The sequence below is a fragment of the Undibacterium sp. Di27W genome, assembly GCF_049340345.1.
GTDB lineage: Bacteria > Pseudomonadota > Gammaproteobacteria > Burkholderiales > Burkholderiaceae_D > Undibacterium.
On sequence record NZ_JBMPOS010000011.1, the window covers coordinates 255990 to 263346 of the forward strand.

Sequence of the window (7357 nt, forward strand, 5' to 3'; positions counted from 1 at the left end):
TTCTCCCCAATTTTGAATGCGTAACTACCTGAACAGTCTGGAATGGCTCAAAAGCGGACTGTTTTGGCGCACCTTCTTCATGCTGGCCGTGCTCGTCACCGCCAGCATGCTGGCCTGGATGTCAAACTTCCGCACGCTCGAGACGGCACCAAGAGCACAGCAAATTGCTTCGCAGATCGTCTCCATCGTGACCATCACGCGCGCCGCCCTTACCCATTCTGCCCCGGAAAAACGCAAGGAACTTTTGCGTGACCTGGCCAATAAAGAAGGCGTGCAAATCTACTTGCTGGAAGACACTGACCGCATAGAAGAACCCGAAGCCACGCCATTCTTCCTGGAATCCCGCTCCATCATGCTGCGTGGGCTAGGCAATAACACCCGTTTTGCCAGCAAATTAAATGACATCAGTGGCTTCTGGATCAGTTTTGATATCGAAGACGATCATTACTGGCTACGACTGGAACAAGACCGGCTGGACCCGCCCATAGGTCAGCAATTGTTCAGCTGGGCTATCCTCACCCTGTTTTTGACATTACTGGGTGCGGCCATTATCTCCAAGCTCATTAATGATCCCTTGTCGCGTCTCAGCAACGCCGCCCGCGCCGTCGCCAAGGGTAAGCAGCCACCACCCTTGCCACAAAAAGGCCCGAAAGAAATTCGCGAAACCAATGTCAGCTTCAACACCATGATGGAAGATCTGGTCAGGATAGAAACCGACCGCTCCATCATTCTGGCCGGTATTTCACATGATTTACGCACCCCGCTGGCCCGCATGCAATTAGAAGTCGAAATGGCCAGCCTCAGCGATGATGCCAGAACTGGCATGCAATCCGATCTGCAGCAAATGGATGACATCATCAGCCAGTTCCTCGATTATGCAAAACCACTGGACAAGGTCGAATTTGAACGCATTAACGTCAGCGAAGTCATGCAGCAAGTCATGGATGAAGCCTTTCGCTTTCAAAACCTGCGCCTGCGCACCGCCATCACCCCGGATATCTATGTCAATGGCAATCTGACAGAACTCAAACGGCTGTTCACCAATATCGTAGAAAATGCCTGTCGCTACGGTAAAACACCAGGCTCGCCCGTCATCACACTGGACGTACAATGCTCACGCAAAAATAAAGAAAGAAAGCTCTCCATACAGATCAGCTTTCGCGATCATGGGCAAGGTGTAGAAGAACAAGATCTGGTGCGCCTGCTGCGCCCCTTCACCCGCGGTGACGCTTCTCGCAGCCAGGCCAATGGTTCCGGCCTGGGTTTGGCCATTGTTGACCGTATCGTCAAAAGCCATGGCGGCAAATTGCGCATCTATAACCATCTGGAAGGTGGCTTTGTGATCGTTATCGCCTTGCAGGAAGCAAAAGAAGCCTGAATCAAGTTAATCGGTCTGTGGGCCCCCGACCAGCTGCCTCTTTTTTTGCAGCTTACCTGCAAGTCCTCTATCCTTGTTTGGCTGCAGTAGACTAGTTGCTCAAATAGCAGCCTACTACTATCGTCTTAAATGTTACAATTGCTGCCATTTTTTCAGGCTCTTGAGAACAAATAGACCCATGCTCACCCAATTAAAAACGCTGTTCGCTGCCAGCCTTTTCCTCTGCCTGCCCGCATTGGCAGAAACCTACCCACCATCAGCTTATAAAGAAGGCGCCATCAAATGCATGCGCGCACGCAGCTATGACTGTGCAGAAAAGAACTGGAATCAATACATCAAGATGCGCCCCACTGATGCCCAGGCCGTTGCCAGTTTGGCCATCGTCTACCATTGGGCTGACAAGCCTGAAGCCAGCATCATACAGGCGGAAAAAGCCATCAGCATGGGCGAAGGTACTTATGACCTGTTCGCGGCGTACTCAGAAAGCCTGGCCAAAACCGGGCGCGTAGATGAAGCAATAGACTGGGGTTATAAAACACTGGCTGTCGTACCCACGCTCGTTAATGTACGAGGAGATGTCGCCAAATACCTGGTGTTGCGCAAGCGAGAATTTGAAGCCTTGGCTTTGCTCGCCTCTTTTGATGCATCGCTGGAAGCCCAGGGTCATGGCCATTATTTTGAAGGTCAGCGCATAGCAATAGAATCATCGCTGGAACGCCAGGGGCAAGCTGTCGCCTCAACACAAAAAAGCATACGCCTGCCCCGAACCAAAGAACATTTCTACGCCCCAGTCAAACTCGGCGACTCCAGAATAGTCGCCTTCATGGTGGATACCGGCGCCACGAAAACCTCGCTCAGTGAAGACATGCTGACCAGCTCCAAGACCACTTATAAAGTGGTCAAGCCAAATATCAATCTGCAATTGGCAGACGGCAGAAATGTTTCCGGCCGCATGGTCACGCTTGACACCATGAAAGTCGGACCATTTGAACTCCACAAGGTGACTGCCTTTGTTTGCAAAACCTGCGTATCCTTGCTTGGACAGGCTTCTTTATCTCAATTCAATATGGTGTCATCCAAAATCCAGGGCGTAGAATTTCTGACGCTGGAATTGCGCTAATTAGGGCACCAAGATAAGACACCGAGATAAGGCACCAGGATCGCAAACGAGTCATCAAATATTCATCAAATCGGTGCCTCTTCGTGACAGGGCAGCATGGCCATGATGCTGCCCTAAAAAAAATGAGGCCTGCTTAATGAAAAATGGTCTCATTTGCTACAGTTGATCCATGAGGCTGATGGGTTGGATGAATTTGGCTCTTGCACAGAATAGCGCGGGACTTGCACCACAGCACCTTGATCCTGCACTGCTTTTGAAGCCAGCAAATGACTGATGTTTTGCGACAGCCTTTCGCGGTGGTGATCCTTCAACCATGACACCAGCTTGGTGCTTGAATCTGTGTCGCCAGTCATCAAGACCCGTGCCGCTTCAAAAAGAGAATTTTGTATCGGCAATTCTTCGCAACGCCCAGGACCATTCAACGCCAGCTTGTAATTGGTTTGTATGGAATTGACGAACCTGTCGAGCTTGATCAACTGATTGTCCCTATGCGTTTCATCACGGTATTCATCGGCACTGCTTTGCTGGAGAAATGCATTGCGCTTGCGCGGACTACCTTTTTTGGTGAGTTCGAGTAAACGGTCCAGCCCTATATGCCAGACAGCACAGTGGGCGCTATTGATGGACCTGCCAACGGTCAATATACCCGCTTCGTCACCACCCACACCCTGGCCGCGAACCAATCCATACCCGGCCCTGGAAACAGCATAATTCTTTAAAGGTATATTCACGCCAGGATTAAATCTATAAGGCTGATCAGAAGCAAGCGACACACCCAGAACATCCAGCTGCCCTTCCCTGCGCTGCTCCAGCAGAGAATCAAATGCCCGATAGATAGACGGGCTGATGACATAGTCAATCATGCTGTTTCTGGTATCGGCCAGTGAACCACTCAAATCCCCCCTGTCGCTGACATGGGCATCAACCAGTATCAGCAAACAAGACAGGTCCTGGGTGCCGACCAGGATCTCAGAATAAGCGCGTATCAAGGCATCCACGCCTAGATTATCAGACGAGCCAGCATCATATAAATGCAAGAACTTGGGGCTGGCAGGTTGGTAAATATCACTGTCTGCATTAAAATTCTTCAGTGCCAGCGGTACAAATATCCCGGGATAAGCTGCCGAGGCCGCCACCGCATCTGCCAGGCGCAGTTGATTCAAGTCCGAGCCCATTTCCTTGAATGCTGCATCAGTAAAGGTAAAACCCTGCAAGCTTGCCTCTGATGAATTCAGCCCCCTGGTCGTCAGGGTATCTGCCCCGACAAAACGGTGCGCATGCGAGCTATTGATATACAACGATGGCCGGCCAGGCTTCTTCTCACCCAAGTCCCCATAGACTGCACCTTTATAAATACCCGCGTCAAAGACATCGGCCAAGGTCCGCGTAGCATTTTTCCCAGACGTCAGGGTCGGGACCAAGTTCATGGGGTTCGCCGAACGGTATACCCATGACGTCAAATAATCCCTGCGCAGCTGTGTGGATAGCAAATCAAAATCCGCATCATTTTGCAAAGGCTTCAAACTAATCGCAGCAGCGGTCAGCGAGCCGCCTGACACCGATGAAAGTGCAGTAACTTCATCAAACAAACCAAAATTACGCAATTGCGCAATCACCCCCAAACCAAAATTTGCCGCCCGTGAACCACCGCCAGAAATCGCCACCCCGACAAACATGGGGTGAGTACAGGGATCATTTTCTACAGCACTGGTACAACCCAGTTTGGAAGGATAACTCGCTCGCGGCACACTGACATCCGCGCTCATCGCTTTCACATTGATATAAGGATTTCTTTCATCTATGTGCAGAGTAGCACACCCTGACAAAAGCATCGTCGCCCAGATCGAAGAGCCAACAAAGGCATTTTTTATCGGGGAAATATTCAGCAATTCACACTCCATGACTCACAAAAAAACGCGAACTTTCAAGTCAACGCAAGGCACGCTGACTGTATAAAGTTCAACAACAAGATTGATAGACTATTAATTTTTGCAGAGGTTCCTGAATATCTCACGATACGACTACAAGCAAATGACCAGACCTGATGCTAACAGCATTTCAGAACCAGCTTGTCATTATAATCATCATCGACTAAATCCCATGGCAGCGTTGCGCTGAACACGTCCAAAACCTTATATCCGATCAATATCAGCAAAACCCTGATAGACCAATGGTTCGGCCAGGTCGCCTCGCAACACCTGCGAAGCATCTACCTGCCTTTTTTTAGATCCCCCCATTGCTTGTGCCTGGACTTAGCCACTGGCAAGCCTGGCAGCACTAAACCGAGCGCCCAATGCAAACAAGCCCTTGATCATCAAGGGCTTGTTTGCATTGGACCAGAATAAAAATCAATGTCCGAATAATTTTTGTCTTTGTTCATGACGTTGCTGCGCCTCCAGCGATAGCGTAGCGGTAGGTCGTGCCAGCAGGCGCTCAACACCTATAGGTTCACCAGAATCTTCGCACCAACCATAATCCCCCTCGTCTATACGCGCAATAGCTGCACGCACTTTCTTAAGCAATTTTCTTTCACGATCACGTGTACGTAATTCAAGCGCGTGTTCTTCCTCTATCGTGGCACGATCAACAGGGTCAGCAATGATTTCATTCTCCTGCAGATGCGCCGAGGTCTCGTTGGCATTTTGCACCAGGCCCAGCTCGATATCCTGCAGGCGCGACCTAAAAAATGCCAGCTGCGCATCATTCATATACTCCATCTCACTCATGTGCAGAATTGTCTCTTCCGTCAGCTTGGATTTTGAAATACGCAAATTGGATCTGATTACTGCTTTCTTTGGTGCATAGGCTTGTATGGTAGTCATCGTAAAACTCCTGAATTATGTAATTGCTCGATTGCGCGAGTTGATATTTCCCAAAAGCATATGGCAACAACCCGGCAAATCCCTTGAATTGCCCAGACTTTGCCTGCTGAAGAAATATTTAAAACGTATGGCAAGATACCAATCAATTCACGCCACATCTACAAGACCACGACCACAAAACTTGTCAGCGAGTTCCTACACAGGCTTAGAAATCAATAGCACATCGGTTTTGCCAAGCATGAAGACGACCCTACCGCGCCGTCAATATAGGGTGGCAACATGCAGACCACATTCGACCATGCCAGCAATCGCGTGACCTCTCACAAGTTTAGATAGGTATTAATGTTGATCTGGGCCCGTGCCGTGTTTTTTTCGTTACCCTTCTCTCTCTTGACCTTGGCTACAGCACGCGAGCGAATTCGGCGAACTAAAGAGTATGCCTCTTTAAGCCACGCATTTTGCCAGTCAGGCAAAGTCGAAAAATCTTGCGTTGCGAACCGTGTAAGCATGGATGCCACACAGCACTGCCTGTTGTCTGACAAAACGCCTACGTCCCCACTGACTGAACGCAATGACACATCTATTTAAGATGGCGCTGCTGGTTATTTCAAACCACTACGTCAAACCACCACGACAAATTGGCGACCTTGGGTCGAATCTATTGAGGAGAAAGTAATGTCATCAAATTCCATCAGCAACAACCAAGTTTCTTCCAAACGCTTTGCGTCCATCATGAATACAACTATCAACTCTGTCATTCAAGATGCAGCCAACAAAAAAGCACAGTCATCGTTCAATGACAATATCCAAAGAAATGGCATATTTGCTGACGAGGAACATGATTTTCTTGAGAGCTCCACAAAATTAAAAGAATTAACAACCAGCCTCACACACAATGCTGCAAAAAAAGAAGCGAAAAAATCAAAAGAAGAATTTGATGACGACGACCTGTATGTCTTTATGGATGAAGACTACCAGGACGACCTGCGTTTATCCGACGCCATGATTTTTGATGACATGGCCAGATCATCCATGTCAGATTTCTAAAGCGCAACTTTGGAAATACAAGCGCGGGAATAAGGGAAGGATGGGCAGAAATTTCTCTCTTCACCCTGCCGTCAATATCTACAACTGAATTTTAAGAAAATCAAAAAATGACTACGTCCAGAAATATTTTTACCAATAAAGAAAGCGACTTCCCCATCACTGCAGGCATCTTCTTTGGTTTAGGCTTTGGCGGCCTTCTGGACACAGTCATACTCCCCCGCATCTTTAGCTGGCACAACATACCAAGCAATGTGCACCCTATCACATCCATTAAAAATCTCCCCGTCAGCAACTTTACGAGCAGCATGACAGGGAGCCTCACATATACCCTCACCTACGTGTTTTTTATCACTGCATTCATCCTGTTTTGGCAGGCAAGCAGGACATATAGCATGGAGCCTTCATCACCATTATTAAAAGGAAGCCTGCTCACCGGCTGGGGCATTTTTAATATGATAGAAGGCATCATCGGCCACTGTCTCCTGAGCACTCACCGTGCAGAGGGATCAGTCGCGATAGCACATGCGATGTATTGGGACATCTGCTTCCTGGTAACTGGCGTGATCATGCTGGTCGCGGGAATAAAATTGATACAGCAAAAGGACATGAAGCAAATGACTTATTTTGTTTGGCGTAAATACCGCCCGAAAAAATCAAATTGCTTGAAATAGCAGAGAAGCTTATTTAGCTAAAGACATTTTCGTGGGAATGAAAGTAGGAAGCTAGGGGCAATTATCAGCGAGAAGCGCCCAGCGGGTCGAAAATTCAGACTTAACCCCGCGCCCGGCAGCCCCTGGCAATGGTTGCAAATGAAGCAAAATGCGAGAAATAATAGGCGGCAAGCTTGTTCGGGGAAGGTACTCTGTGCGTTTGCTAGCTGAATTGACCCTGTCAGTTTGATCCACCTTCCACTTCCTGGCGAAGGCGGCCACCCGGTCATACGACCCTTCAAATCCCAGTTCTTTCAGATCCAGATGAAGTTGTTTCAAG

Annotated in this window: 6 protein-coding genes and 1 pseudogene; 4 read left to right on the forward strand and 3 right to left on the reverse strand. The window is 48.7% G+C overall.

Annotated elements, in window-relative coordinates; translation table 11 throughout:
* The first annotated feature begins 16 nt into the window (after positions 1-16).
* A complete protein-coding gene (locus ACO0LF_RS21735; RefSeq protein WP_423017808.1) occupies positions 17-1378 on the forward strand; it encodes an ATP-binding protein in 1362 nt (453 codons plus the stop codon).
* Positions 1379-1556: 178 nt separating this feature from the next.
* Positions 1557-2498 carry a retroviral-like aspartic protease family protein gene (locus tag ACO0LF_RS21740; protein WP_423017810.1) on the forward strand — a complete coding sequence of 314 codons (942 nt, stop codon included), beginning with the start codon at positions 1557-1559 and terminating at the stop codon, positions 2496-2498.
* A gap of 149 nt (positions 2499-2647) precedes the next feature.
* On the opposite strand, the gene ACO0LF_RS21745 is transcribed toward ACO0LF_RS21740, so the two are convergent.
* Both ACO0LF_RS21745 and dksA read right to left on the reverse strand, forming a co-directional pair.
* On the reverse strand, positions 2648-4387 hold the full coding sequence (locus tag ACO0LF_RS21745; RefSeq protein WP_423017812.1) for a patatin-like phospholipase family protein: 1740 nt from the start codon (positions 4385-4387) through the stop codon (positions 2648-2650).
* Positions 4388-4846: 459 nt separating this feature from the next.
* Positions 4847-5320: an RNA polymerase-binding protein DksA gene (dksA, locus tag ACO0LF_RS21750; protein ID WP_423017814.1), complete on the reverse strand. Its 474-nt coding sequence runs from the start codon at positions 5318-5320 to the stop codon at positions 4847-4849.
* 675 nt (positions 5321-5995) lie between these two features.
* On the opposite strand from dksA, the gene ACO0LF_RS21755 reads away from it, so the two are divergent.
* Entirely contained in the window at positions 5996-6367 is a 372-nt protein-coding gene (locus tag ACO0LF_RS21755) for a hypothetical protein (protein ID WP_423017816.1), read from the forward strand.
* A 107-nt stretch (positions 6368-6474) separates the two neighbouring features.
* Positions 6475-7038 (forward strand): DUF2243 domain-containing protein, encoded by a 564-nt coding sequence (locus ACO0LF_RS21760; protein WP_423017818.1) that lies wholly within the window; start codon positions 6475-6477, stop codon positions 7036-7038.
* A 51-nt stretch (positions 7039-7089) separates the two neighbouring features.
* Here ACO0LF_RS21760 and ACO0LF_RS21765 read toward each other — a convergent pair.
* Positions 7090-7357 (reverse strand): annotated as a pseudogene (locus ACO0LF_RS21765) (hypothetical protein); the annotation flags it as partial.